General features: G+C 73.5%; 22 protein-coding genes and 2 pseudogenes. 15 read left to right on the forward strand and 9 right to left on the reverse strand.

Translation table 11 applies throughout. The annotated features are described in order from the left end of the window. Positions 1-14 precede the first annotated feature (14 nt). The 3 genes and pseudogenes from AB0G35_RS19660 to AB0G35_RS19670 form a co-directional block, all read left to right on the forward strand. Positions 15-677 (forward strand): annotated as a pseudogene (locus tag AB0G35_RS19660) (glycosyltransferase family 2 protein); the annotation flags it as partial. After that, positions 674-1345 (forward strand): DUF2064 domain-containing protein, encoded by a 672-nt coding sequence (locus AB0G35_RS19665; protein WP_360950583.1) that lies wholly within the window; start codon positions 674-676, stop codon positions 1343-1345. The pseudogene AB0G35_RS19660 and the gene AB0G35_RS19665, both read left to right, overlap by 4 nt. Next, positions 1342-2073 carry a class I SAM-dependent methyltransferase gene (locus AB0G35_RS19670; RefSeq protein ID WP_360950586.1) on the forward strand — a complete coding sequence of 244 codons (732 nt, stop codon included), beginning with the start codon at positions 1342-1344 and terminating at the stop codon, positions 2071-2073. The genes AB0G35_RS19665 and AB0G35_RS19670 overlap by 4 nt, the downstream gene beginning before the upstream one ends. On the opposite strand, the gene AB0G35_RS19675 is transcribed toward AB0G35_RS19670, so the two are convergent. Both AB0G35_RS19675 and AB0G35_RS19680 read right to left on the reverse strand, forming a co-directional pair. Continuing rightward, positions 1998-2468: a hypothetical protein gene (locus AB0G35_RS19675; protein ID WP_360950753.1), complete on the reverse strand. Its 471-nt coding sequence runs from the start codon at positions 2466-2468 to the stop codon at positions 1998-2000. The two genes, AB0G35_RS19670 and AB0G35_RS19675, sit on opposite strands and share 76 nt — an antisense overlap. Positions 2469-2575: 107 nt before the next feature. Then, positions 2576-3826, reverse strand: coding sequence for a molybdopterin-dependent oxidoreductase (locus AB0G35_RS19680; protein WP_360950589.1), 1251 nt, complete (start codon positions 3824-3826; stop codon positions 2576-2578). 114 nt (positions 3827-3940) lie between these two features. Here AB0G35_RS19680 and AB0G35_RS19685 point away from each other — a divergent pair, with 114 nt between their 5' ends. Continuing rightward, the gene (locus AB0G35_RS19685; protein WP_360950592.1) at positions 3941-5416 is read left to right on the forward strand and encodes a hypothetical protein; all 1476 of its coding nucleotides are present in this window, start codon (positions 3941-3943) and stop codon (positions 5414-5416) included. A 110-nt stretch (positions 5417-5526) separates the two neighbouring features. Here the strand turns inward: AB0G35_RS19685 and AB0G35_RS19690 are convergent, their stop codons facing one another. Next, positions 5527-5847, reverse strand: coding sequence for a hypothetical protein (locus AB0G35_RS19690; RefSeq protein WP_360950595.1), 321 nt, complete (start codon positions 5845-5847; stop codon positions 5527-5529). A gap of 142 nt (positions 5848-5989) precedes the next feature. On the opposite strand from AB0G35_RS19690, the gene AB0G35_RS19695 reads away from it, so the two are divergent. Beyond that, positions 5990-6553 (forward strand): MarR family transcriptional regulator, encoded by a 564-nt coding sequence (locus tag AB0G35_RS19695; protein ID WP_360950598.1) that lies wholly within the window; start codon positions 5990-5992, stop codon positions 6551-6553. Positions 6554-6608: 55 nt separating this feature from the next. On the opposite strand, the gene AB0G35_RS19700 is transcribed toward AB0G35_RS19695, so the two are convergent. Continuing rightward, positions 6609-7808, reverse strand: coding sequence for a serine hydrolase domain-containing protein (locus AB0G35_RS19700; RefSeq protein WP_360950600.1), 1200 nt, complete (start codon positions 7806-7808; stop codon positions 6609-6611). Between the two features lie 265 nt (positions 7809-8073). Between AB0G35_RS19700 and AB0G35_RS19705 the strand changes: the two genes are divergently transcribed. Then, the gene (locus tag AB0G35_RS19705) at positions 8074-8781 is read left to right on the forward strand and encodes an isochorismatase family protein (protein WP_360950603.1); all 708 of its coding nucleotides are present in this window, start codon (positions 8074-8076) and stop codon (positions 8779-8781) included. 197 nt (positions 8782-8978) lie between these two features. Here AB0G35_RS19705 and AB0G35_RS19710 read toward each other — a convergent pair whose 3' ends face one another. After that, positions 8979-9797, reverse strand: coding sequence for a lipase family protein (locus AB0G35_RS19710; RefSeq protein ID WP_360950606.1), 819 nt, complete (start codon positions 9795-9797; stop codon positions 8979-8981). A 395-nt stretch (positions 9798-10192) separates the two neighbouring features. Here AB0G35_RS19710 and AB0G35_RS19715 point away from each other — a divergent pair, with 395 nt between their 5' ends. The 8 genes and pseudogenes from AB0G35_RS19715 to AB0G35_RS19750 all read left to right on the forward strand — a co-directional run bounded on the left by AB0G35_RS19715 (position 10193) and on the right by AB0G35_RS19750 (position 20170). Continuing rightward, the gene (locus AB0G35_RS19715) at positions 10193-10579 is read left to right on the forward strand and encodes a hypothetical protein (RefSeq protein WP_360950609.1); all 387 of its coding nucleotides are present in this window, start codon (positions 10193-10195) and stop codon (positions 10577-10579) included. Positions 10580-11184: 605 nt separating this feature from the next. Beyond that, positions 11185-11859 (forward strand): 2Fe-2S iron-sulfur cluster-binding protein, encoded by a 675-nt coding sequence (locus AB0G35_RS19720; RefSeq protein WP_360950612.1) that lies wholly within the window; start codon positions 11185-11187, stop codon positions 11857-11859. After that, a complete protein-coding gene (locus tag AB0G35_RS19725) occupies positions 11856-12851 on the forward strand; it encodes a xanthine dehydrogenase family protein subunit M (protein WP_360950615.1) in 996 nt (331 codons plus the stop codon). Before AB0G35_RS19720 ends, AB0G35_RS19725 begins: the two co-directional genes overlap by 4 nt. Positions 12852-12899: 48 nt before the next feature. After that, positions 12900-15017 carry a xanthine dehydrogenase family protein molybdopterin-binding subunit gene (locus AB0G35_RS19730; protein WP_360950618.1) on the forward strand — a complete coding sequence of 706 codons (2118 nt, stop codon included), beginning with the start codon at positions 12900-12902 and terminating at the stop codon, positions 15015-15017. Positions 15018-15194: 177 nt separating this feature from the next. After that, entirely contained in the window at positions 15195-15713 is a 519-nt protein-coding gene (locus AB0G35_RS19735) for an ATP-binding protein (RefSeq protein ID WP_360950621.1), read from the forward strand. A 601-nt stretch (positions 15714-16314) separates the two neighbouring features. Next, positions 16315-16586: pseudogene (locus AB0G35_RS19740) on the forward strand (MFS transporter); the annotation flags it as partial. Between the two features lie 294 nt (positions 16587-16880). Next, a complete protein-coding gene (locus AB0G35_RS19745; protein ID WP_360950624.1) occupies positions 16881-18938 on the forward strand; it encodes a phosphocholine-specific phospholipase C in 2058 nt (685 codons plus the stop codon). 173 nt (positions 18939-19111) lie between these two features. Next, complete coding sequence (locus tag AB0G35_RS19750; RefSeq protein ID WP_360950627.1) at positions 19112-20170, forward strand: aldo/keto reductase; 1059 nt, start codon at positions 19112-19114, stop codon at positions 20168-20170. 52 nt (positions 20171-20222) lie between these two features. On the opposite strand, the gene AB0G35_RS19755 is transcribed toward AB0G35_RS19750, so the two are convergent. Then, the gene (locus AB0G35_RS19755) at positions 20223-21407 is read right to left on the reverse strand and encodes an Ig-like domain-containing protein (protein WP_360950630.1); all 1185 of its coding nucleotides are present in this window, start codon (positions 21405-21407) and stop codon (positions 20223-20225) included. Between the two features lie 180 nt (positions 21408-21587). Then, complete coding sequence (locus AB0G35_RS19760) at positions 21588-22658, reverse strand: DUF6777 domain-containing protein (RefSeq protein WP_360950633.1); 1071 nt, start codon at positions 22656-22658, stop codon at positions 21588-21590. A 505-nt stretch (positions 22659-23163) separates the two neighbouring features. Between AB0G35_RS19760 and AB0G35_RS19765 the strand changes: the two genes are divergently transcribed. After that, positions 23164-24492, forward strand: coding sequence for a streptophobe family protein (locus AB0G35_RS19765; RefSeq protein WP_360950636.1), 1329 nt, complete (start codon positions 23164-23166; stop codon positions 24490-24492). Here AB0G35_RS19765 and AB0G35_RS19770 read toward each other — a convergent pair. Beyond that, positions 24489-25550, reverse strand: coding sequence for a serine/threonine-protein kinase (locus tag AB0G35_RS19770; protein WP_360950639.1), 1062 nt, complete (start codon positions 25548-25550; stop codon positions 24489-24491). The genes AB0G35_RS19765 and AB0G35_RS19770 overlap by 4 nt on opposite strands. Beyond that, on the reverse strand, positions 25547-26104 hold the full coding sequence (locus AB0G35_RS19775) for a hypothetical protein (RefSeq protein WP_360950642.1): 558 nt from the start codon (positions 26102-26104) through the stop codon (positions 25547-25549). The genes AB0G35_RS19770 and AB0G35_RS19775 overlap by 4 nt, the downstream gene beginning before the upstream one ends. Between the last annotated feature and the right edge of the window lie 11 nt (positions 26105-26115).

Here is a 26115-nt window from a genome sequence, read left to right on the forward strand (position 1 = left end):
ACGTCGTCCTGCCCTGCCTGGACGAGGCCGCCGCGCTCCCATGGGTGCTGGCACGCATCCCGGCCGGCTGGCGCGCGATCGTGGTGGACAACGGCTCCACCGACGGCTCCGCCGAGCTCGCCCGCGAACTGGGCGCCACCGTCGTCCGGGAACCGCGCCGCGGCTTCGGCGCCGCCTGCCACGCCGGACTGCTGGCCGCCGACGCGGACATCGTCTGCTTCTGCGACTGCGACGCCTCCCTGGACCCGGCGCTGCTCGTCCCGTTCGTCCGTGCGGTGCGCGACGGCGACCGCGATCTGGTGCTGGGCCGCCGACGCCCCCAGGGGCGCGGCGCCTGGCCGCCGCACGCCCGGGCGGGCAACCTCGCCCTGGCCCACCTGCTGCGCCGGCGCACCGGACTGCGGCTGCACGACCTCGGCCCGCTGCGCGCCGCCCGGCGCACCGACCTTCTCGGGCTCGGCCTCACCGACCGCCGCAGCGGCTACCCCCTGCAGATGGTGGTGCGGGCCGCCGACGCCGGCTGGCGGATCGAGGAGCGCCCGGTGCCCTACCGGCCGCGCACCGGCCGTTCGAAGGTCACCGGCACCTGGCGGGGCACCTGGCAGACGGTCCGCGACATGCGGGCCGTCCTCAGCCAGCCTCCGCTGACCGCCCCGGCGCGGGGGACGGCCCGATGACCCGCCCAGCGGACCGTACGCCGCCCCCGAACGGACCGACCGCGGTCCTGGTCATCGCCAAGGAACCGGTGCCCGGCCGGGTCAAGACCCGGCTGACCCCGCCCTACAGCCCCGAGGAGGCCGCCCGGTTGGCCGCCGCGGCCCTGCACGACACCCTCCTCGCCGTCCGCGCGATGCCCGCCCGGCGGCGGATCGTGGTGCTCGACGGGCGGGCCGGGGACTGGCTGCCGGACGGCTTCGAGATCCGGCCGCAGTGCGCCGGCGGCCTCGACGAACGGCTCGCCGCGGCCTTCGCCGCCAGCCCGGGCCCCACCCTGCTCCTCGGCATGGACACCCCCCAGGTGACCGCCGAACTCCTGGCCCCCGCACTGGAGTCGACCGCCTGGGAAGACCGTGACGCCTGGTTCGGCCCGGCCGAGGACGGCGGGTTCTGGGCGCTCGGCCTGGCCGACCCCGACCCCCGACTGCTGCGCGGCGTCCCGATGTCCACCCCGGGCACCGGCGCCGCCCAGCGCGCCCGCCTGACCGCGGCCGGCCTCCGGATCGGCGACCTGCCGGCCCTCCGCGACGTCGACACCGCCGCCGACGCCCACCGGGTCGCCGCCCAGGCTCCCACCGGCCGCTTCGCCGCCACCCTCGCCCGGCTGACACCGGTGACCGACCGATGAGCACCACCGTCCCGGCCGCCCCGCCGCAGCCGCCGGCCTGGGGCGCGGACGCCTACGCCGAGGCGCTGCACCGCGGCCGCGGACCGCTCTATCTGCGCCGTACCGACGGCTGGTTGCTGCCGCTGGACGTCGAACGCTGGTGCGCCGCGGCGGACGCCGCCGACCTCGCGGCGCTGCGCCGCTGCGAGGGCGGCGTCCTGGACATCGGCTGCGGCCCCGGACGGCTGGTCGCCGCGCTCACCTCACAGGGCAGGCGGGTGCTCGGCATCGACGTCAGCCCGGCAGCGGTCGCCCGGACCGCCGCGGCCGGGGGCGCCGCACTGCGCCGCTCGGTCTTCGATCCCCTTCCCGAGGAGGGTAGTTGGGGCACCGCGCTGCTCCTCGACGGCAACATCGGCATCGGCGGCGACCCCCGCGCCCTGCTCGCCCGCGCCGCCACTCTGGTCCACCGGACCGGGCTGCTCGTCGTGGAGACCGTCCCCGCGGACGTCGACGAACGGGCCCGGGTCAGCGTCGCCGGTGACCCGTACGCGGGCCACCACAGCGCCGACCCGTTCCCCTGGGCCCGGGTGGGGACGCCCGCGCTGCTGCGGTACGCCGACGCCACGGGCTGGACACCTGTAGAGCGGTGGACCGTCACCGGCCCGGCCGGTCAGTCACCGTCGGCCGTGCGCTGCTTCGTCGCCCTGCGGCGGCGCCGCAGCCTCCCCACCGCGCGCCGGGGCTGAACCGCACGGCACAGCAACCACAGGGCGGAGACCGCGAACAGCACCGCGGTGATCAGCAGCCAGCGGCCCAGGAACACCCCGGCCGGCAACCCGGTCGCGAGCGCGTAATGCTCCGCCGAGGCACCGCCCGCCGAATAGGCGATCAGCGGGAACCACACCAGCAACAGCAGCCCCGACAGCGCGGCGGGGACCCGTACGAAGGCCGTCCAGGGCCGGTGCCGACCGGTCCCCGCCGTGCACCGGACCACCGCACGGTCGGCGAGCGCGTACAGCGGCAGCAGCACCAGATCGTGCAGCAGCGCCGCCCCCGCGAACCAGACCACCACCAGCGGCCACCGCCCGCCGGCCAGCAGCCGCACCCCCGCATAACCGGTGAGCGCGAACGACCCGAGCATCAGCACCAGGTGCAACGGCCCTTCGCCGTACCAGCGGTGCCGGCGCAGCCGCCGCCACCCGCGGACCACGGCGTCCCGCCCCGGCATCCGTACCCGTCGCACGCCGCTCACTCCTCCCCGAACGAAAGCCGCTCCACCCACTTGGTGTTGAGCACCCCCGGCGCCGCCGGCACGATGATCCGCGCCGGACGGCCGTGGTCCAGGGACAGCTCCGCACCGCCCACCCGCAGCGCGAGCAGCGACCGCGGATCGCGCACCTGGCTGCCGCTCAGCGCGGCCCGGCGGAACGCGCCGTGCAACTGGAGCGACTCCACCAGCACGCCCGGCGGCCGGTCGCCGAGGCCCACCAACGCGGCGAGCTCCCGCAACCGCACCCCGCTCCACAACTGGTCGTCCGTCGACCAGCCCTCCACACAGGCGATCGGCAGCGCCGCCTCGTGCTGCGGCAACCGCAGCAGGTCGGCGCGGGTGAGCCGCACCCGGCGCCCGCCGCCCTCCACCGTCAGCCGCCAGTCGTCACCGGTGTCCCGCGCCCGGATGCCGACGGCCGCCGCGGTCTTGTTGATCTGGAACCCGTTCGGACCGGGGCCCGGATCCGCGCCCCCGTGCGGCGCCAGCAGCGCGGTGCGCCGCCACCACCCGCCCAGGCTCTGCCCCGCCGTCGTCACCAGCAACAGCAGCGAACCGGCGCCGACCAGCCCCAGCGCGCCCCGCCGGCTCACCGTCGGCCGGTCCGGACGGGCCGCCACCAGCCCGGTCTCGTCCTCCTGTGCCGCCGGATCGGCCCGCTCCCGCAGCGCCCGTACCGTCCGCGGCAGCCGCAGCACCACATGGGCCACGAACGCGCCGATGAACACCCACGCGCCGTAGAAGTGCAGCCGGTAGAACGACCCGGGGAAGAGGTACGCCAGCTGGACGTTGAGCAGCCCGGTGACGAACTCGAACAGTGCCCCGCCGACCAGCAGCAGCAACGACAGCCGCTCCAGCGCATCCCCCGCCGACCGTGCCGGCGGCATCCGGAACAGCTTCGGGATCACCGACCACAGCTTCGCCAGCAACACGGGCACGAGGACCACGCCGAGGGTGACGTGCACCCCCTGGGTCAGGCGGTAGAGCCAGCGCGGGCCGGTGGGCCAGCTGAAGAGGTAGAACCCCAGCAGGCCCTTCCCCGGCGTCTGGTCGTTGACCCCACCGGCCAGGTCGGGGTTGTACGCGGCGTACGACAGCAGACCGGTGACGAACAGCAGGGTGATCCCCGCCAGCAGGACCACGCCGAGCAGCGCGGTCAGCCGCGGGCCGCGCAGCGGACTGCGCCAGAACGACGGTGAGGTGGGCGAAACCGGGCGGGATGCGTCCATGCGGCGACGGTATGCCGGGACCGGCGCCCCGAGCGGACCGCAACGCATGACGAAAGTCTGACGTCGGCGGAACGGCGCCGCCCCGGGCCACCCGCCGCGGCTTAGCGTGCCGGGGTGACCCACCGTGAGATCCGGCCGGGCCGGGCGGCCTTCCGTCCGGAGCCCGACGAGCGCGCCGAGCGTCGCGCCGATCTGCTGGCCGCCGCGGCCGGCGCCCTCCTCGTCGCGCTCGCCGCCGCCGTCGGCAGGGTCATCGAGCACGCCAACGGCAGCCTGCACGTGAACTGGCCGCCGCTGTACGCCTCGTGGTTCCCGCACCTGGGCCCCGGCACCCCCGCCGCCCTCACCGTCGCCGTCCTCGTGATCGCCTACGGTCCACCGCTCGCCGCCCGGCTGCCCTGGCGGGCCCTGCTCCTCACCGGCTGGGCGGCCTCCCTCGCCTGGACGACCGCACTGGCCCTGATCGACGGCTGGCACACCGGTGTCGCCGGCCGGCTCACCACCGCCTACGAGTACCTGACGGTCATCCACCGCTTCGACGACCTGGGCCCGGCGCTGCGCGGCTTCACCGGACACATCCTCAACAACGCCCCGGACCACTGGCCCGCCCACGTCGCCGGGCACCCGCCGGCCGCGATCCTCACCTTCGTCGGGCTGGACCGCCTCGGCCTGGGCGGAGGGGCCTGGGCCGGCGTCTGGTGCCTGGTCACCGGCGCCTCCACCGCGGCCGCGGTCCTCATCGCCCTGCGCGCGCTCACCGACGAGCCCACCGCACGCCGGGCCGCGCCCTACCTCGTCCTGGCCCCCGCCGCCGTATGGATGGGCACCTCCGCCGACGGCTACTTCGCCGCGGTCGCCGCCTGGTCACTCGCCCTGCTCGCGCTCGCCGCCACCCGGAGCACCCTCCCCCGGCGCCCGCTGGGCGGGAGCGCCCCGGGCGGGAGGCGGGGGAGTGACCCCGTCCCCGTGGCCGCCGCCCTCGGCTCGGGGCTCCTCCTCGGCCTGACCTGCTACCTCTCCTACGGCCTCACCCTGATCGTCCTGATCGGCGCCGCGGTCCTGCTGCTCGCCCGGAGCGCCCGCCCGCTGCCGTTCGTGGCGGCCGGGGCGGCGGCGGTTGCGGTGGCCTTCACGCTCTCCGGTTTCGACTGGTGGGAGGGGTACCGGCTGCTGGTCCGGCGTTACTACCAGGGCGCCGCTGCGGTCCGCCCGTACGCGTACTGGGTGTGGGGCAACCTGGCCTGCGCCGTGCTGATCACCGGTCTCGCCACCGTCGCCGCGCTGCGACGCACCCTCGCGGCCACCCCGGCCGCCCTGCGACGCCTCCGCCCGCGCTCCGCCGCGCCCACCGGCCCGCCGGCCATGCCCGCCGACCGCCTGGCCGTGCTCGTCCTGGCTGCGCTGCTCGCCCTTCTGGTGGCCGACCTCTCCGGAATGAGCAAGGCGGAGACCGAGCGCATCTGGCTCCCCTTCGCGCCCTGGCTGCTGGCCGCCTGCGCCCTGCTGCCCGCGGCCCACCGCCGCCCCTGGCTCACGGCCCAGGCCGTGCTGCCGCTGCTGGTCAACCACCTGCTGTACACCGGCTGGTGACGGCGCGGACCGGCGCGCCGGAAGCATCCCGGCCGCAGCCCCCGCAGAGCGGCCCCGTCAGGCCGGAGACCGTCAGGCCGGAGATCGTCAGGCCGCAGACCGTCAGGCCGTCAGGCCAGATACGTCCTTGCCGAGTTCACCCGGCCGGGGCGCAGGATGCGGATCGGGCCGAGGTTGCAGGACGGGCATTCGTTGCGGGTCAGCGGGGACGGAACCCGGGCACCGCGCGAGAAATAGTCGGCCCGTCGGTGGCCCGCCAGATCCGTGGTGTGCCGGATCTCGTACTCCTCCTCCCAGCCGTGTCCGCAGTGCAGACAGACGAATGAGTACGCCTCGTGAACCGTCTCGGTGTCCCGTTCCATGGTCACCACGCCCTCTCCCCGGCCCCGCCGCGCGGGCGGCAGCGCCGGATGCACGCCGGTCCCGGCCATGCCGTACCTCCCATTATTGCGCCGTGCAAAGGGAAGCGCGGGGCCGGATTTCCGGGCCGCGCCGGGCCGCGGCGCCGACCGGTCCGCGTCCGTCCGTACCGGCCGTGACCAGGCATGATGCCGGGACAGGTATAAAGGCGCCATGGGGAACGAGGCACACCGCATCATGCGACCGGGCGAGTCGGCCGTGCCCGGTGACGAGCGCGCACCGGACGACGGCCAGGACCTCGACCAGGACGTCGAAGAGGTCATCGCCGCGGTGCTGACCGCCTCCCGCCTGCTGGTCGCGATCTCGGCCCGGGCGCTGGCCCGGATCGACCCCTCGCTCACCCTGCCCCAGCTGCGCACCCTGGTCGTGCTCGACAGCCAGGGCCCGGTCAAGCTCGCCGCCCTGGCCGCCGCGCTCGGGGTCAATCCGTCCACCGCGATGCGGATGGTCGACCGGCTGGCGGCGGCCGGCAGCGTCACCCGCAGAGCCAACCCCGGCAACCGCCGGGAGGTCGTCCTGGAACTGACCGCCGAGGGCCGGGACCTCGTCGCGCAGGTCCTGGCCCACCGGCACTCCGAGATCGCCGAGATCGTGGCCCGGCTGCCGGCCGGCCAGCGCGCCGGGCTGGTCCGCTCGCTGCGCGCCCTCGCCGACGCCGCGGACGAACCGATGGTGCCGCCCCGGCCGGCGCCACCGCCGGAACCGGCCGCTCCCTAGCGGGCCGGGCGCCGCGGGGCGGTGCACCCCACGTCCCTGTCCGTCCCGTCCCAGCTCAGCCGCGCCGGCCCTCCAACGCCCGGTACACCGCCCTGACCAGACCGCCGTTGCGCGGGTCGTCGCCCGCCGTCCCGCCGCCGTACTTGTTCATGGTGTACGCGTACGACAGCCGGTTCTCCGGGTCCACGAAGGCGTAGGAGCCGCCGGCCCCGCCGTGCCCGAACGCCCGCGGGTTGGGGCCCAGCCGGCACTGGTGGTTGAGCATGTAACCGAGGCCCCAGCGCAGCTCGAAGCCGGGCGGGGCGAGCGTCCCTATGGCCAGATCGGGCTCCCCGGGCCGGCTCTGCGACCGGCGCATCGCCTCCAGCGTCGCGGCGCCGACCAGCCGGCCCGCCGAAAGCGCCCCGTACACCGTTGCGAGCCCGTGCGCGGAGGCGTGCGCGTTGCCGCCCGGGAGCTCCGCCGAGCGGTAGGCCGCGCTGTTGACGTCGCCGGTCGGGATGGACATCAGGGAGAGCAGCACGACCGCCAGCGGATGGTCGTCCAGTGACCGGAACGGCGGCCTCGGCGCACCGGGGAGCCGCTCGGCGAGCAGCGCCTCGTCCAACTGCCCGACCATGTCCGCGCAGGAGGCGTGCTCCTCGGCCGGGGTCCCGATGAACACCCTGGCCCCCAGCGGCTCCGCGATCTCGCTGCGCAGGAACGAGCCCAGCGACTGCCCGGTGATCCGCCGGACGACCTCGCCGACGAGATAGCCGAAGGTCACCGCGTGATAGCCCTGCGCGGTCCCCGGCTCCCACCACGGCTCGGTCGCCGCCAGCACCGCGCAGACCTCGTCCCAGTCGTAGGCGCGGCCGGGTGGCAGCGGCGTGCGCGGGGCGATCAGACCGGAACGGTGGCTGAGCAGCCAGCGGACGGGCACGTCCTGCTTGCCGGCCTGGGCGAACTCCGGCCAGTATCGGGCGACCGGCGCATCGAGGTCCAACTCCCCGCGGTCGACGAGCAGATGGGCGCAGAGCGCGGTCATCCCCTTGGACGTCGAGTAGACGTTGACCAGGGTGTCGCGCTCCCAGTCCTGCGTCCGGTCCGCGTCCCGGTGGCCGCCCCACAGGTCGACCACCGGCTCCCCGTCCAGGGTCACCGTGACCGCGGCCCCGACCTCTCCGTGCCGCCGGAAATTCCGCTCGAAAGCCTCCTGCACGCCCGCGAACTCCGGTGCACAGTGGCCCTTGACGTTGACGCTGGCTGGTCCCACGGCTGCCTCTTCTCGCGTCGCCCGGTGCGCTCCGTCCCGTACGCAGGGGTGAACGTACGTACTCCTGTACCTGCGAAACGGCGTCCCTATGGGATGATCCGCCCGGTTCGATGCCCGTGGCAACCATATGGGTCCGGACGGCTGAGGGCGGCGTGTCAGAAAGGCGGAGAGGCCGGGGGAAACCGGGACGCCGGGGAGGCGGCCCGTGGCCGGATCGAGCCCCCGCCGGTACGGACGGGCACGCTCCCCCCACACCATGGTCATCATGACCACCACTGCCGACGCGGCCGACGAGACCTGCACCAGGACCATTGACGACGCCGCCACGGGCGCCGGCACCACGGGCGACGCCGACACCCTGGAGGGCGGCGGGGGTGCGGCCGCCGGCGCGCCGGTCGGCGCCGTCGAGGCGCTGATCCTCGTCGACATCCAGTCGGCCTTCGTGGCGGGCGAGGCCGCGGTGCCGGACGCGGCGCGGGTGCTCGACCGGAGCCGTGACCTGCTCGCCCGGGCCCGGGCGGCCGGGGCCCTCGTCATCCACCTCCAGAACGACGGCGAGCCCGGGACCGTCGACGCCCCGCACACCCCCGGCTGGGAACTCCACCTCCCCGTCGAGCCGGGGCCACGCGAGACCGTGGTCCGCAAGACGCAGGACGACGGCTTCGAGGGCACGGCACTGGGCGACCTGCTGGAGGCGGCGGACGTCGAGGGGCTGGCGATCTGCGGGGTGCTCTCCGAGATGTGCGTCAGCGCGACCGCCCGTACGGCCCTGGCCCACGACTACCGCGTGGTCCTGCCGCACGACGCACACGCCACCTACGACATCCCCGCGGCCCCGGGCATCAGCGACGTCGTGCCGGCCGCGATGAACTCCCGCGCCGCCGAATGGGCATTGGGCGACGAGGTCGAGATCGTCGCCCGCGCCGCCGACGTCCCGTTCACCGCTCCGGCCCGCACCCGCCGGGAACGATGACCGGTGCGACGGATGGCCCGTAGGGAGCGATGACCGGCGCGACGGATGGCCCGTAGGGAGCGGTGGCCGGTGCGACAGGTGGCCCGTAGGGAGCGGTGACCTGGCGGGGCGGGTGACCTGGCGGGGCGGGTGACCTGGCGGGGCGGGCTCCGCGCCGAGGAGCCGCCGTTGTTTCTGGTTCTTCTCCAGCGCGGTGATCAGTTCTGGTTCTTCTCCAATGCGGTGATGTACGCGGCCATGAAGTGGTCCCGGACACCGTCGGACGTGGGCGCGAGCAGGTCGGCGATGTATCCCTTGGCGTGGTCGAAGAGGCCGGTGATCACCGGCATACCGGTGTGGATCTTGCCCTTGGAGTCGATGTAGCGCGGCGCGGACACGTGGTGGAACGCGGGCTCCGGAGGGAGCTGGGGCACGATGTCGTTGTTGTTGACGAAGCGGTACATGCGGTCGGTGAAGGCCGCGTCGAACTCCTCCGTCAGCAGCCGGTCGCAGGTCCGCGGCTGACCGAAGGTGTAGACACCGGTGGCCGTCAGATACGGCTCTTCGAAATGCAGCCGGGCACCGGCCAGCATGGCCAGCGCGCCGCCCAGGCTGTGGCCGGTGAACCAGACGGTCTGGCCGTTGTCGCGGAACTCGTGGATCGCGGCGTGCACCTGCGGCCATACGGACGCCAGCGCCTCGCCGAAGCCGTAGTGGATGTACCCCTTGCCGCCGGGGCCCGGCCAGGGCGGGGTCGTCGTGTCCGACAGCCAGTCGCGCATGTTCGCCGGATCGGTGCCCCGGAAGGCAGTAATGATCATGTCGCGGCCGCCCAGGGTGTACGCCTGGGTGTCCTCCAGCGGGAAGGGCGGGCGGAACGTGGTGTGGTGGTGGCGCACCCGCTCGAAGCCCCAATTCCGGGCGGCTTCGTCGATGGCCGGCTCATCCTTGTACGCGAGCTCGGCGGCGCGCGCCATACAGAGCGCATGGCGGACGCTGTAGCTGGTGACCTTCTGGTCGATGACGGTGCTGGTCAACGTGGGCTCCTTGGGAGAGGGATCGAGGAAGCCGACAGAGGACGGACGCCCTCCCGGACTGCTCAGGGGCTGCTCAGGGAGTGCTCGTCGACTGCTTAGGGGCTGCTCAGGGACTTCTGCTGGACCGTTGGACTGCTCGGGGACGGACTGCGGTGGATTGCCGGCAGCGCAACGGGAAACAAGAGGCAGCGGGAACAAGGGGTGCGCGGCGCCGGCGGCCGTGGGCGGTTACAGAATGCTCGCTGTGATTACTCAGCGTAATTCCCCTGGTGCGCGCCGCGCCGTTGCGCCCGTTTAAACCACTCGTTCGAGCCTCGGGTCGCACAGAGCGAGCCGGGGGGCGAGCCTGGAAGCGTTCGGCTCCCAGAGGAAGGCCCACAGAGGAAGGCCCCACAGTGAACAGCGCGGAACAGGCGTCACACGCGGAACATGTATCGGCCGAGGTGGTGGTGGAGCTGGAAAGCTGCGCGACGCAGGACGCGCACGCCGTCTTCAGCGCCCTGCGGACCACCTTCGCCTCCGACCGGGCCGCCGACGACGTGCCCGAGGAAGTGGCGGGGGCCGGGCCGACGGTGTGGACCTCGACCATCGACGTGAGCGCACACAAGGCGGAGGCCGAGCCCCGCAGACTGACCGCGCCGGTGCTGGTCAGCCTCCAGGGCGGCTACTGGGCGGTCGACCAGCTGTGCAAGGGCCTGGAGCCGGCGTTCACCGTGCACATCCTCGGCATGGCCGCCGGTGACCAGGAGAAGGAGGTCGAACTCCGCCTGGAGTCCCGCTAGCCCGGCCACCGGGCCCGCCCAGGGCGATATCCGAAGCCCAGGGCGGCATGCGGAGTCCAGGGCGGCATGCGGAGCTCAGGACGTCACCCGGAGCCCAGGGCGGAGCCCGAAGGCCGGGACGGCGCCCGAACGCCCGGGCAAGGGCGACCGGCCCCGCTGGTGGGGCGACTGGCCCCGCTGGTGGGGCGACTGGCCCCGCTGGTGGGGCGACTGGCCCCGCTGGTGGGGCGACCGGCCGTCCTCACCCGCCCACCCCCCGAAGGGGGGTGGGCGGCGGGGAAAACCAAAAGAGGGGCAAGCGCCAGCGGGCCGAGAAGGAGGCCAAGCGCCAGCGGAACCCCGTAGCGAGAGCCCACAACAACGGGAGCCGGCAACAAAACAGGACCCAGCAACAACGGGACCGGCAACAAAGCAGGACCCGGCAACAAAACAGGACCCGGCAACAAAACAGGACCCGGCAGCAAGGGGGCACCCCAGCAGGGCAACGCCCCGGGTGTACGTCACCGGGGGACCGGGGGACCGGGGGACCGGGGGACCGGGGGACCGGAGGACCGGGGACCGGGGGACACGCAAGGGGGGAACGGAGCGAGGAAAGGCAGAAGCGAGTGCAGCCCACCAATCGACCGGCGGATGCCGGAGGGGCGCGGGCGGCGGGCGCCGCGCGTTCCGGGACCGGTGCCGGAACGCACGCCGGGACGGCCACCGCCCGGCCCGCCCCGTCCGAGCGGCCCGCCGAAGCGGCGGCCGAGCAGCGCTCCGCGCTGGTTCTGCACGTCAACGGAACCGCCTACGAGCTGACCCTGGACCACCGGACCACGATCCTGGACGTGCTCCGTGAGCACCTCGGTCTCACCGGGGCCAAGAAGGGCTGCGACCACGGCCAGTGCGGCGCCTGCACGGTGCTCGTCGACGGCCGGCGCGCCAACAGCTGTCTGATGCTGGCCGTGGCCCAGGACGGGCGGCACATCACCACTATCGAGGGGCTCGCGGACGGGGAGCGGTTGCATCCGCTCCAGGAGGCCTTCGTGGAGCGGGACGCGCTGCAGTGCGGTTACTGCACCCCGGGCCAGATCTGCTCGGCCGCCGGAGTGCTCCAGGAGGCGGCCGACGGCTTCCCGTCCCACGTCACCCCCGCCGACGCGCCCTCGGGCGGGCCGGTGGAGCTGACCGCCGAGGAGATCCGCGAGCGGATGAGCGGGAACCTGTGCCGCTGCGGGGCGTACCCACGGATCGTCGAGGCGGTCCATGACGTGTCCACCGACCAGGGGGTGACGTCATGAAGCCGTTCGGATACGTGCGGGCGACCAGCGTCGAGGAGGCCGTACGGGCCGCCGAGGGGCAACCGGGAGCCCGCTTCCTCGGCGGGGGCACCAACCTCGTCGACCTGATGAAACTGGGCGTGGAGCAGCCCGGTCTGCTCATCGACGTCACCCGGCTGCCGCTGGACCACATCGAGGAACTGCCGGACGGCGGGCTCCGCATCGGGGCGATGGTCAGCAACAGCGCCCTGGCCGCGGCGGTCCCCGTGCGGGAGCGCTACCCGGTGCTGTCGCAGGCGGTGCTGTCCGGTGCCTCGGGCCAGCTGCGCAACACCGCGACCACCGGGGGCAATCTGCTGCAGCGCACCCGCTGCCTGTATTTCCAGGACGTCTCCAAGCCCTGCAACAAGCGCGAGCCGGGAACCGGCTGTCCGGCCCGTGAGGGCATCCACCGCGACCTCGCCGTACTGGGCCACTCCGCGCACTGCGTCGCCACCCAGCCCTCCGACATGGCGGTGGCGCTGGCCGCACTCGACGCGACCGTCCATCTGCACGGCCCGGACGGCGAGCGGAGCGTGCCGGTGACCGAGTTCCACCGGCTGCCCGGCGACCACCCCGAACAGGACACCGTGATCCGGCCCGGTGAACTGATCACCGCCGTGCAACTGCCGCCCGCGGACGGCGGAGTGCGGTCCCGTTACCGCAAGGCCCGCGACCGCGCGTCGTTCGCCTTCGCGCTCGCCTCCGTCGCGGCCGTACTGGACGTCCGGGACGGTGTCGTACGGCGGGCCGCGCTGGCGTTCGGCGGGCTCGCGCACCGGCCGTGGCGGGCCCGCGCGGCCGAAGAGGTGCTGCGGGACGCCCCCGCCACCGAGGACACCTTCGCCCGCGCCGCCGAGGCGGAACTCGCGGCCGCCGAGCCGCTGCGCGACAACGGCTTCAAGGTCCCGCTGGCCCGCAACCTCGCCGTCGCGGTCCTGACCGAACTGGCGGCCCCACCCGCCCGCGGCTGACCTCCCCGTCACCGCGTCCCATCCCCCGCTCGTCCGAAGGACCCGCTCATGAGCCCCCACACCTTCCCGCTCGGCCCACCCCCGTACCCTCTGGGCGAACCGCTCGTCCGGCGGGAGGGCCGGCAGAAAGTCACCGGTGCCGCCCGTTACGCGGCCGAACACACGCCGCCGGGCTGCGCCTACGGCTGGCCGGTCGCCGCGGGCATCCCGCGCGGCCGGGTCGCCGCCGTGGACACCGCGGAGGCACTCGCACTGCCCGGTGTGATCACCGTGCTGACGCACGAGAACGCGCCCCGGCTCGCCGCCGCCGAGGACCCCACGCTGTCGCTGCTCCAGGAGGACCGGGTGCCGCACCGCGGCTGGTACGTGGCGCTCGCGGTCGCCGACACCATCGAAACGGCCCGCGCGGCCGCCGAGGCCGTCCGGGTGACGTACGAGACCGACGACGGCTGCGACGTCCTGCTGCGGGCCGACCACCCGCGGCTGTACGAGCCGGAGAAGGCCAACGGCGGGTATCCGGGGACGCGGGAACGCGGCGACTTCGAGGAGGCGTTCGCCGCCGCGCCGGTCACCGTGGACGCGACCTACCACGTGCCCCCGCTGCACAACCACCCGATGGAGCCGCACGCCTCGACCGCCCATTGGAGCGAGGGGCATCTGACGGTGTACGACTCCAGCCAGGGGGCCACCAAGGTGTGTGAGGACCTGGCCGCCCTCTTCAAGCTGGACAAGAGCGAGATCACCGTGGTCTCCGAGCACGTCGGCGGGGGCTTCGGCTCCAAGGGGACGCCGCGCCCGCAGGTCGTCCTCGCCGTGATGGCCGCGCGCCACACCGGGCGGCCGGTCAAGGTCTCGTTGCCGCGCCGGGAGATGCCCGCGGTGGTCGGCCACCGCGCCCCGACGATCCAGCGGGTCCGGCTGGGCACCGGCAACGACGGCGTGATCACCGCGCTGTCCCACGAGAGCGCCACCCACACCTCCACCGTCGCGGAGTTCGTCGAGCAGGCCGCGGTGCCCGCCCGCGTCATGTACACCTCGCCGAACAGCCGCACCGTGCACCGCGTCGTCCCGCTCGACGTGCCCACCCCCTCGTGGATGCGCGCCCCGGGCGAGTGCCCCGGCATGTACGCCCTGGAGTCCGCCATGGACGAACTCGCCGTCCAACTGGGCATGGACCCCCTCGAACTGCGGATGCGCAACGAACCGGACACCGAGCCGGACAGCGACCGGGCCTTCAGCAGCCGGCACCTCGTGGGCTGTCTGCGCGACGGCGCCGAGCGGTTCGGCTGGCTGCCGCGCGACCCGCGGCCCGGCGTGCGCCGCGAGGGCGATCTGCTGCTCGGCACCGGAGTCGCCGCGTCCACCTACCCGGTCCTGATCGCCGGGTCCGACGCCGAGGCGCACGCCGACCGCGACGGCACCTTCCGGATCCGGGTGAACGCCACCGACATCGGCACCGGCGCCCGTACCGTCCTCGCCCAGATCGCCGCCGGTGCGCTGATGGTCCCCGAGGACCGGGTGCGGATCGAGATCGGCAACAGCGATCTGCCGCCCGCGATGCTGGCCGGCGGCTCGGCCGGCATCGGCTCCTGGGGCTGGGTGGTCCACAAGGCGTGCACGGCGCTGCGGGCGCGGCTGCGGGACCATGTCGGGCCGCTCCCCGCCGACGGGTTCACGGTCGCCGCGGACACCCGCCAGGAGACCTCCGAGCGGTCCCCGTACGCCCGGCACTCCTTCGGCGCCACCTTCGCCGAGGTGCAGGTCGACACGGTCACCGGGGAGGTCCGGGTGCGGCGCCTGATGGGCGTGTTCGCGACCGGGAGGATCCTCAACCCCCGTACCGCGCGCTCCCAGTTCATCGGCGGGATGACCATGGGGTTGGGCATGGCGCTCACCGAGGGCAGCGAGGTGGACCCGGAGTTCGGCGGCTTCGCGGGGTGCGATCTGGCCGGCTACCACGTGCCGGCCTGTGCCGACGTGCCGCGGATCGAGGCCTACTGGGTCGAGGAGGAGGATCCGCACCTCAACCCCATGGGCAGCAAGGGCATCGGCGAGATCGGCATCGTGGGCACCGCGGCGGCCGTCACCAACGCCGTCTGGCACGCGACTGGAGTAAGGCTGCGCGACATCCCGCTCACCCCCGACAAGGTGCTGCCCCACTTGTGAGAGGGCCGTATCAGGTGAGCGCCGGGGGCTCCGGGGCTGCTGAGCTGTTGCGGGCCCCGGGTGGCCGGGCCAGCATGACAGATGACCCATACGTACCAGATGCTCACTCTTCGTGTTCGGGGTTCGTTGGTCCAACGAGGTGAAGGACGTGAGCCTCTCGCGGTGAGGAGCCACGACATGACACTTCCCAGCGACCGGCACTACACGGTCGAACTGCATGCTTCGGCGGAACGCGTGCCGCAGATCCAGCGGATCCTGGCCGCGCACCTGAGGTATTGGGACCTTGAGCTCCATATCCCGCCCGTATGCCGGGGAGTGGCGGAACTCCTGACCAACGTCCATCGCCACATCGGCCCCGAGGCCCGCTGCGTCGTCGAACTCCGCTGGTCCGGCCGCAATCTGACCACCTCCGTCGCCGACGAGGGCCCGCGGCTGCCGAAGCTGATGAGCGCCGCCGGCGGCGGGCTCTCCCGGGTCGCCGCGCTCAGCGACAGCTGGGGCACCTGCGGTACCCCCGACGGCAAGGTCATCTGGTTCACCCGGCGCATCGAGGCGGCCCGCAAGACGCGGCTGACCGGCCGCACCCCGCTGCGCAGCGTGCCCGACGAGAAGGGCCAGCCGGCGGTCCCGCCGGCCGTACCCGCCGTGCCGGCCGTACCCGCCGAACCGCTCGCCGAGCCCGCCCGCCTCGCCTGATACGGCCGCGACAGGGCGGGGCCCCGGTCACCGAACCCGGCGGGGTGTCCTCCCCGGCACGCCCCGGCACGCCTCGCCCATCGGCCGATATCCGCCCCTTTAGGGGCCGTTGCCCCGGACGCCGGCCGTCCGCTGCGGTTGCGCTCACGGCATGGCAACGGCCCGGAGCCTCAACTTCGGGCGACGGCACCGCCCTTCGGCGGTCCCGTTCCGGCTGCTGTGGCTGGCCGCGCTGCGGCTCGGCGTGCTCGTCGCGCACGGCGCGCGGGCGGAGAGCCCCCGAGGGCCGACCGGTGACCGCGGTGCCGGTCGCGGCCTCCGCGACCGCCGGTCCCGGCACCCGGCTCGCGCCCGAAGCCGCCGGACCTGCGGAGCATCCGCACCACCCGGCGGCCACCACTCCGACGAGCTCTGCCTCTCCGGCCGGCCCCGGCAGGGCGCCCCGGCCTCCCCGTGCGCCCGCCCGCTGACCGGCCCGTCCCACCCCGCGCCGGTACCGGTCCACGGCGGCCGCCTTTCCGGCGCCCCGCCGCCCTTCCGCGACCCGGCGGCGCCCCGCCTCCGTGGTGCGGCAGGTCTGAATTCCGGGCATTTCCGGACCTACCCGTTCGAGAGGGACACCGTCGTCCGGCTCTCCGGTGACCGCCTCGCCGCCACGCATGACGGGCTCCACAACACCTTCTGCGGGATCGGTATCACCCTGAGCAAGGTGTTGACCGTGCCGCCCTGGACGCGTCCCGGCCGGCCGGACTGCCCGCACTGCCCTGGCTCACCCTCCCCGCGCCGGGCCCGGCGTGCGGCGCGGTCCTCCTCGGGCCGCACCGCACCGGCCGGCTGACCCGCCACGGCTGCCCGGCGGTGCTGCCGGGCTGAGGAACGCCGGTGGCCGCCCGTCTCCCGGTACGGACCGGGCGGCCACCGGGGCCGTGCACCGAAGAGGCCTCGCGGCGTTCACCGAACGGGTCTTGCGCCGTTTCACCCGACCGCTCCCACCTGGGAGTTCGCTGCCCGTACGGCGATCCGTCACACATCCGACACCCCCCCTTCCCTGATGCTCGTTCCTCTTGGAACACTCTGCTGACGCTGTCATCGCACAGCACCTCACACAACCGAACAGCACCGTCCCCCCATTAGCAGCACCCCACGTATCGCGAGGTCCCCAGACTCATGCCTGAACTCAATCGGCGGCGATTCCTTCAGATCGCCGGCGCCACCGCGGGTATTTCGGCACTGTCCAGCAGCATCGCCCGCGCCGCTGCCATCCCCGCCACCCGCAGCTCCGGGTCCATCAAGGACATCGAGCACGTCGTGGTGCTCATGCAGGAGAACCGTTCCTTCGACCACTACTTCGGCTCCCTGAAGGGCGTCCGGGGCTTCGGCGACCCGCGCCCGGTCATCCTGGAGAGCGGCAAGTCCGTGTGGCACCAGCCGGACGGCGGCAAGGACGTCCTGCCCTACCACCCCGACGCCGACGACCTCGGCATGCAGTTCATCGAGGGCCTCAACCACGACTGGGCGGGCGGCCACCAGGCCTGGAACAACGGCAACTACGACAGCTGGATCCCCGCCAAGGGCACCGGCACGATGGCCTATCTGACCCGCAAGGACATCCCGTTCCACTACGCGCTGGCCGACGCGTTCACCATCTGCGACGCGTACCACTGCTCGATCATCGGGGCCACCGACCCCAACCGCTACTACATGTTCTCCGGCCACGTCGGCAACGACGGCTCCGGCGGCGGCCCGGTCCTGGGCAACGAAGAGGCCGGCTACAGCTGGACGACGTACCCGGAGCGGCTGGAGAAGGCCGGGATCTCCTGGAAGGTCTACCAGGACATCGGTGACGGCCTGGACGCGAACGGCAAGTGGGGCTGGATCGAGGACGCCTACCGCGGCAACTACGGCGACAACTCGCTGCTCTTCTTCAACCAGTACCGCAACGCCAAGCCCGGCGACCCGCTCTACGACAAGGCCCGCACCGGCACCAACGCCAAGCAGGGCGACGGCTACTTCGACCGGCTCAAGGCCGACGTCAAGGCCGGCAAGCTGCCCCAGGTCTCCTGGATCGCCGCCCCCGAGGCCTTCTCCGAGCACCCCAACTGGCCCGCCAACTACGGCGCCTGGTACGTCTCCCAGGTCCTGGACGCGCTCACCTCCAACCCCGAGGTGTGGAGCAAGACCGCCCTGTTCATCACGTACGACGAGAACGACGGCTACTTCGACCACATCATCCCGCCCTACCCGCCGGCCTCCGCCGACCAGGGCCTGTCCACCGTGGACACCAAGCTCGACTACTTCGGCGGCAACGCCTCCTACTCGGCGGGCCCCTACGGACTCGGCCAGCGCGTGCCGATGCTCGTCGTCTCCCCCTGGAGCACCGGTGGTTACGTCTGCTCCGAGACCTTCGACCACACCTCCATCATCCGGTTCCTGGAGCGCCGCTTCGGGGTGCACGAGCCCAACATCTCGCCCTGGCGGCGGGCCATCTGCGGCGACCTGACCTCGGCCTTCGACTTCTCCCTGGAGAACACCAAGCCCGCCACCCTCCCGGACACCGACGGCTACCAGCCGCCGGACAAGAACCGGCACGAAAGCTACGTCCCCAAGCCGCCCGCCAACCCGGTGCTGCCCAAGCAGGAGCCCGGCTCCCGGCCGTCCCGCCCGCTGCCGTACGCACCGCTCGTCGACGGCGCCGGCACCGCCTCCACCGGGCGCTACACGCTCACCTTCAGCGCCGGCGACCGGGCCGGGGCATGCTTCACCGTCACCGCGGGCAACCGCACCGACGGCCCCTGGACGTACACCACGGAGGCCGGCAAGAAGATCTCCGACACCTGGAACACCTCCTACTCCAAGGGCGTCTACGACCTGTCCGTCTTCGGGCCGAACGGCTTCCTGCGCACCTTCAAGGGCGACGGCAAGAAGACCGGCCCCGAGGTGACCGCCCGTCATGACGGGACCGCCGGCCGCCTGGTCCTCACCCTGACCAACCACGGCAGCACCGACGTCCACCTCACGGTCACCAACGCCTACGGCGGAGCCTCGCAGACCTACCCGGTCCGCGCCGGAGCCACCGTCAAGCAGGAGATCGACCTGCGGGCCAGCAAGCGCTGGTACGACCTGTCGATCACCTCCGACACCGACAAGACCTTCCTGCGCCGGTTCGCCGGCCATGTGGAGAACGGCGAGGTCGGCGTCAGCGACCCGGCCATCATCACCGGCTGACCGAAACCCGGACGGGGCGCCCGCCGCACGCGCGGGCGCCCCGGCACGGCACCGTCCACCGGGGCGACGCACGGTGACACGCGGGCCCGTACGCGCCGATGGCCTGCCCCCGACGGACCGTCAGCTCCTAGCGTGGCGACCACAAGCGGCCAGAGCGGACCGAAGGGAGCCACGTGCGCTACACACTGTTCGGCAGGACCGGCCTGCGGGTGAGCGAGCTGAGCCTGGGGACGATGACGTTCGGCGAGGAATGGGGCTGGGGCACCCCCAAGGAGACCAGCGCCCGGATCCTGGACGCCTACGCCGACGCGGGCGGCAACTTCCTCGACACCGCCAACAACTACACCGGGGGCTCCTCCGAGCGGATGCTGGGGGAACTCCTGGAGGGCCGCCGGGACGCCTTCGTCCTGGCGAGCAAGTACACCTGTGTCACCCGTAAGGGTGACGCGAACGCGGCGGGCAACCACCGCAAGAACCTGATCGGCTCGGTGGAGGCCAGCCTCGCCCGGCTGCGGACCGACCGCCTCGACGTGCTGTGGGTGCACGCCCGGGACAACTTCACCCCGGTCGAGGAGGTCATGCGGGCGCTCGACGACGTGGTGCGGGCCGGCAAGGTGCTCTACGTCGGCGTCTCCGACTGGGCGGCCTGGGAGATCGCCCAGGCCAACACCCTTGCCGAACTGCGCGGCTGGACCGCCTTCGCGGGCTCACAGCTGCGCTACAACCTGCTGGAGCGGACCCCCGAACGGGAACTCCTGCCGCAGGCCCGCGCCTTCGACCTGGCCGTACTGGCCTGGGCGCCGCTGGCGGCCGGCAAGCTCACCGGCAAGTACCGCCGCGGCGAAGAGGGCCGGCTCACCACCGTCGACTCCGAGGTCACCCGCGACTACAACGAGGAGGAGACCGTCGGCACGGTGCTGGAGGTCGCCGAGCGGGGCGGCTGGAGCCCGGCGCAGGTGGCGCTGGCCTGGCTGCGCGGCCGGCCCGGCAACATCATCCCGATCATCGGCGCCACCAAGGAGAGCCAGCTCGCCGACAACCTCGCCAGTGTCGACGTCGAGCTGGACGCGGACGCCCGGGCCTGGCTCGACCGGGTGAGCGCGGTGCCGCTGGGCTTCCCGCACGACTTCCTCCGGGAGCCGGGCATCCTGGACACCGTGTACGGCGACCGCTGGCCGGCCATCGACGACCGGCGCTCGACCTACCGCCGTACGGCCGACGGGATCCGCTGACCGGCCCGCCTTCCGGCCCGGCCGAGGCCGGAAGGCACCGTGTCCCCCGTGACTACTTCAGGGCGCTCCGCTGCTGCCACTGCTGCCAGCTCTCCTGCCAGACCTCCAGACCGTTGCCGACGTCGGTCTTGTTGGGGTTGGAGGTGCCCTTCACCTCGACCGTGGAGCCGATGGTCAGGAAGTCGTAGACCTTCTTGGCGTCCGAGGTGGTCATGCCGAAGCAGCCGTGGCTGTTGTTGACGACGCCGAGGGACTTGTTCCACGGGGCGGAGTGCAGGAAGGTCCCCGACGCGGTGAGGTGGGTGACCCACTGCGAGTCCAGCATCCACTCGTCGCCGTGGCCGATGGTGGCGGAGTCCATCGTCTCGGCGGCGTTCTTGCTGCGCACGGTGTGCACGCCGCCGCGGGTCGGGTCCTGCGGGGAGCCGGCCGAGCCGGTGATGCTGCCGACGTTCTTGCCGTCCTCGTACATCGTCAGGCGGTGCGCCGGTACGTCGATGACGGCCTTGCGGTCCTTGCCGATGGTGAAGCCGAAGTCGTAGTCGCGGGCGAACCAGCCGCCGGCGTCGCCCGAGTTGATGCCGGACAGCCCGCCCTTCACCGAGACCTTGGTGCCGCTCGGCCAGTAGTCCTTGGGGCGCCAGTCGATCCGGTCCTTGCCGGAGTAGTCCTTGACCCAGCCCCAGGCGCCGGTGACCTTCGGCTGGGTGGTGACCTTCAGCGCCTTCTCGATCTCGGCCCGCCGGTCCTGGGCTATCGGGTGGTCGAAGAGGATCGATATCGGCATTCCGGTGCCGACGGTCTGGCCGCCGCCCGGGGTGTTGGTGAGCTTGTTGATCTTGTCGGCCTTCTCGGTGGTGAAGGTCGAGCTGGCCGCGGCCTTCCGGCCCTGGTCGGAGGTCGTCCGGGTCCGTACGGTGTAGGTCGTCGCCGGCTTGACCTTGCCGTTGGAGGTCCATGACGTGCCGTCACCGGAGATCCGGCCGTCGACCGTGCCGCCCTTGTCGTCCTTGACCTCGACCGAGGTCAGCTTGCCGCCGGCGGCCCGCACGGATATCGCCGAGCCGAGCTTGGCCGCCTTGCTGCCCGCGGCCGGTGTGACGGTCACCTTGGCCGGCGGCTCGTCGGCCTTCGTGGCGCCGGCGCCGGCGCCGCCGCCGCACGCGGTCAGCAGACCGGCCGCCGCTGCGAGGGCGGGTATGAACCGGGCGGGGTGGCGGCGGAGTGCGGAGTGCACGGGGGTCCCTCCAAAGCAGAACGCTGACAGTGGCGGGGCCCGGCCCTGGGAAGGGGGGAACCGTCAAAGGCTGCCCATGCACCCGCCGCCTATGCAGAGGGTGTGTCCGCTGTGGAGGTTGTCCGTCGCGCCGTGATTTTCAGGACACGGTTCGATATCGAGCGGTGTGCGGTGGCCGCGTCAGGAGGCCGGGGCCGGGGTCTGTCCGCTCCCGCCGGGCTGGGACTCGCTGCCCGACGATCCGCCACCGGTGGAGGAACCGCCCGGGGTGGAGCCGCCCGGTGAGGACCCGCCGGGCGTCTCGCCGCCCGTGGACGATTCGCCGCCGATCGTGCCCTCACTGGGGGCGCTCGGTGTCTCGGGCGTCGTCCCGCCCTCGGAGCTGGAGCCGCCGGTGCTGCTCTCCGGCGGTGACGAACCACCTGGGGGCGGCGTGCCGGGTTCCGTCGTCGGGGAGCCCGGCGCCGTCTCGCCCGGTGACGGCGGTCCGTACGGGCGCATCGAGGACGGCGGGCCGCTGGGCGTCTCCTTCGGCGGCGCCGACGGGTGGTCCCCGGCCGCGGCGGTGTCGCCCTTGGGCCGCTTGAACCACTGGCCGGTCTTCGGGTCGTGCAGGGTGAATTCCTTGACCGGGGCATTGGCGGGCTTGACGACGACCGCGTTGGTGGGCCGGTAGCCGGGCCAGGTCTGCCCGGTCGTCTTGGCGTCGTGCGCCAGCGGCTCCGGCTCGGTCAGCGGGTTGCCGCACTTGCAGCGCACCCGCGGGACCCCGTAGCTGTCGACCAGGACGGCGGTACCGGCCTGCAGGACCGCCTGGAAGGGGTACGCCTTGCCGTCCTTGTAGCCGTGGTTGGTGACCCGGGTGTCGTAACCCAGCTGTACCGGCGTCATCGACCGCAGGTACGACGGGATGTCACCGGGTGCCTTGTCCAGCACCTCGGCGAACGCCTGCCGTTTCGCCGGCTGGTCCTGCAGGTACTTGATCTGTTTCTCGACGTCGCAGCTCGCGGTGTGCTCGGTCCCGCCGTACAGGCCCGGCATCGAGCCGGGGATCTGACTGTTGGTGCCCTGGGAGGTTCTCGCGGGGCGGACCGACGGGGCCGCGCTGGACTCGATCGCCGTGGATTTGGTGACCGGGTTCGGGCCGGTCGTGGCGGCCGGCTGGGCGTACACCTCGGCCGGGGCGGAGCCGCCGCCCGGCCGGGTGAGGACGATGGTGAGGATCACTGCCGCGACGACGGCGGCAGCCACGATGGCGACCCGGGGCGCGGAGCGCCACCAGGGACCGCCGCCCCCGGTTCCGCCGCCCCAGCCGCCGCCCCCGCCGCCCCGGCCGCGACCGCCCGGGGGCCTGGGCCCTTCCGGTCCGCTGGGTTGTGGCTGGGGGCGCCAGCCCCCGGAGCCCACCTGCGTCGGTTCGGGCGAGGGACCGGACGGCCGGCCCGAGAGCGGGCCCGTGGGCGGCCCCGTGGGGTGGCTGTCGGGCGGCGGTGAAGATGTCACGGGTCCCTCTTCCGGCACAGGGCCATCCGGCCACGCAGAGGTGGTGCTTTTTGTTCCCGATGTGGTGCTGTTTGTTCCCCTTATAGGCAATTGTCTGCATCAGGTCGGCGTCGTCCGCAAGCGGGGCGGGAGGGCTCACGGGCGACCGGGGGCCGGCGGGGGCCTGCCTACGGTGGCGGGCGGGTTCGACTGATGAGGTAATTGCGGCAGTTGTCGCGATGACGGAACGCCGGGGAAGGTGAGGAGGCAGCGCGTGAGCCAGATCCGAGGCCCCGCCCCGGCCGGTCCCGGACCGGTCCGCCCCGGCGGCGTACCGCCCGCCCTCCGGGCCTGGGCGCAGGCCCTCGGTGCGGCCGCGGCCGGCCTCGTGACCATGCTCGTGGTCGCCGCGCTCGGACTGTGGGCGGCCGGCGCCACGAACCTGCCGGGCGGGGCGTTCCCCTCGGTGGTCGCGGCCACCGTCGTGGTGGCCGCCGGCGGCTCGATCGAACTGACCGGGGACGCCGGGGCCCTCGCCGAGGCGGCCGCCGCGCTCGACGTCGTACCGCTCTCCGTCACCCTGGCCGGTGCGCTGGTGACCGCCGCCGTCTTCCTGCTGCCGCTGCGCCACCGGGCGGTGGCCGGCACCGCGGAACTGCTCGCCCGGGTCGCCCGTACGGCAGTGTGCTGGCTGGTCCTGTTGCTGCTGATCGCGCTCGCCGCCCGGCACGGCTTCCGGATCTCGGTGGGCAACGAGCTCGCCGACGAAATCGGCGCCGAACTGGGCACCACCCCCACCGTCGGCTTCCGCCCCGACCTCGGCGCGACCCTGGGCTTCGGGCTGCTGTGGGTGCTGGCGGTGCTCGTGCTGACCTTCCTGGTCTCCCGCCGCGCCCCGCTCTCCTCCCCGCTGCTGCACTACCAGGACTCGCTCCGGCCGCCCGCCTTCGCCATGGTGCTGACCCTGCTGGTCTACGTGGCGATCGCGCTGGTCGTCGTCGTCATCGAGCTGATCACCGGCGACCACCCCGGGGCCACCCTCGCGGTGCTCTTCCTCGGACTGCCCAACCTCGCCTGGATGGCACTCGGCATCGGGACCGGCGGCGGCTGGACCGGGCATGTCGACAAAGCGATCGGGCTGCCCCTGCCGGAGGTCCTGGACCGGGTGCTGCGCACCCACGAGCAGGGCACCGTCGACCTCGGCTCGCTCGCCGAACAGGACGGCCGCGTCTGGTGGCTGCCGGTGGTGGCGGCGGTGGTCCTGCTGACCGCCGCGTTCCTGGCCGCGGTCCGCTCCCCGGCCCGGCTGCCGGCCTGGCGGCACGCCGTGGAGCTGGCGGTGGCCCTCGCACTGACCCTGTTCACCGTCGGCATGCTCACCCGGATCTACGCCCACTACGGGCTCTCCCTGATCGGCATCGGCGACCTCGGCGGCAACCTGGGCGGCGAGGTCACCCTGCAGCCCCAGCTCCTCCGGCTGGTGGGCGTGGGCCTCGCCTGGGGCCTGGTCACCGGCTTCCTCGGCAGCCTCCTGGCCCGCGGCGTACGGCACCGCGGCGAGGTAGCGGACGACGGCCAGGGACGCCGCCCTTCGGGCCGCTAGGGCGTCCGGCCCCGGAACACCGGGGCCGCCCAGCGCGGCGGGGGCGGCGGTGCCGCGCTGCGCCGGCCGACCGGTGCCGGCTGCCCGCCGGACGCGGCGGCGCCGGTGTCCACCTGGGTCAGCGGATGACTCTGCGGAGTCTGCGGTTCCGGGGCGGGGCGCTCGGTCCGCCCGGCCGCCCGCAGCGCCGCCACGAAGCCCCGGCAGGTCTCGTACCGGTCGTCCGGCGTCTTGGCCAGCGAGCGGGCGAAGACCGGGTCGACGGCCGGCGGCAGGTCCGGCCGCATCGTGGTGAGGACCGGCGGCGGGTCGTACTGGTGGGCCCACAGCAGCGCCATGTCGTCCTCCCGCCGGAACGGCGGCGCCCCGGTCAGCATCTCGAAGACCACACAGGCCAGGCTGTAGACGTCGCACCGGCCGTCCACCGGACGGCCCGAGATCTGCTCGGGCGCCACGTAGTCCAGCGTGCCGACGAACTGCCCGACGCTGGTGAAGCCGGTCAGCGACAGCGACTTCTTCGTCAACCCGAAGTCGGTCAGATAGGCGTGCTCGGGACGGTCGCTGTCGGTCCCCTCGGCGATCAGGATGTTGCCCGGCTTGACGTCCCGGTGCACCAGGTCGTGCGCATGCGCGGCGTCCAGCGCGGAGGCCACCTGCAGGCCGATCCGGCACGCGGTCTCCAGCGACAGCGGCCCGTCCCGGGCCAGCAGCGCCGCCAGGTCCCTGCCCTGGACGTACCGCATGGCGATGTAGAGCATGCCCTCGGTCTCACCGGCCTCGAAGACCGGCACGATGTGCGGGTGGTCGATCGCCGCGGCCACCCGCGACTCGTGCACGAACCGCTGCCGGAAGGTGTCGTTGCGGGCGAGCTCGGGCGCCAGCAGCTTCACCGCCACGGTCCGGCCCAGCCGCAGGTCCTCCGCCCGGTAGACCACCGCCATTCCGCCCCGGCCGATCTCGTCCTGCAGCAGGTACTCGGCGATCCGGCGCCCGCGCAGCCCCGACGAGTCGGGCGCGGTGGTGCGCGACCGGTCCCGCTCGCCCGGTGCGCCGTTCACAGGTGCTCACCCGGCGGGGGAGTGGTCGACTGGGAGGTGGCCGGGGTGTCGTCCCCGCTGCCCCGCGACGAGGGCCGGGAACCCACCGCGTACGTCTGCAACGACACACCGTCGCAGTAGCACCACCGCTCGTGCCGGGCGTCGTACAGCCAGATCGCGTCACCGTCCACGACCACCCCGATCCGGTGGCCCCGGGTCCGCTCGGCGAACGATTCCCCGTCCAGCTGGCCGGACGCCAACTCCTCGACCAGCCGCCGGTAGCGGACCAGTGCGCCCTCGGCCGCGCCCAGGAGTGGCCGCGGGTCCGCGGTCCGGGCGGCGGGCTGCGTGGCGGACGGCGGATCGCGCGGGATCGACAGCAGCAGCCGCCCGTCCACCCAGGCCGACCAGCCGTTGGAACACAGCGCCAGCGCCCAGTCGCCGCGCCGCTCCAGGACCTGGACGGGCAGCAGCGGGTCGAGCGGTGCGCTCGGCATCGTCGCGTCGGGGGCCGACCACGTCGCCATACCCTCCGGCGGGACGACATGGCTGGGGAGGAACACGGGGGCGGTCACAGGCGGCTCCT

Source organism: Streptomyces sp. NPDC021749 (assembly GCF_040640655.1).
GTDB lineage: Bacteria > Actinomycetota > Actinomycetes > Streptomycetales > Streptomycetaceae > Streptomyces.